The organism is Pontibacter toksunensis, from assembly GCF_042686245.1.
Lineage (GTDB): Bacteria > Bacteroidota > Bacteroidia > Cytophagales > Hymenobacteraceae > Pontibacter > Pontibacter toksunensis.
Window position 1 is genome coordinate 1 of record NZ_JBHUOX010000116.1, and the last position, 572, is coordinate 572.

Sequence of the window (572 nt, forward strand, 5' to 3'; positions counted from 1 at the left end):
CCGTTCACCAGCGTGCCCGGCTTGGTGATGGTGAACACCAGCGTGAGCACGGCGCTCTCGTTGTTGGCCAGCGCCCCCACCGCCCATTTGCTGGTGGACTGGTCGTAGGTGCCCTTCAGCGTCACCGCGCTCACCAGCGTCAGGCCGTCCGGGATGTTCTCCGTCACCACCACGCCCTCGGCGGCGCCTGGCCCCGCGTTGCGGGCGGTGACAGTGTAGCTCACTCTGCCGCCAACAGCGTACTGCCCCGCCACTGCCGCCTTCACAACGCTCACGTTGGCAGGTGGCAATGGCACGTTGATTGGCGCCTCGCTGCTGTTGTCGCCCGGCACAGGGTCTGTGTTGTCGGCCACCACTGTCACGCCGTTCACCAGCGTGCCCGGCTTGGTGATGGTGAACACCAGCGTGAGCACGGCGCTCTCGTTGTTGGCCAGCGCCCCCACCGCCCACTTATTGGCGGACTGGTCGTAGGTGCCCTTCAGCGTCACCGCGCTCACCAGCGTCAGGCCGTCCGGGATGTTCTCCGTCACCACCACGCCCTCGGCGGCGCCTGGCCCCGCGTTGCGGGCGGT

The 572-nt window shown here is 68.2% G+C and carries 1 protein-coding gene; it reads right to left on the minus strand.

Annotated elements, in window-relative coordinates; translation table 11 throughout:
* The coding region (locus tag ACFS7Z_RS27395; RefSeq protein ID WP_377492733.1) for a DUF11 domain-containing protein at positions 1-572 on the minus strand (572 nt) is incomplete at both ends.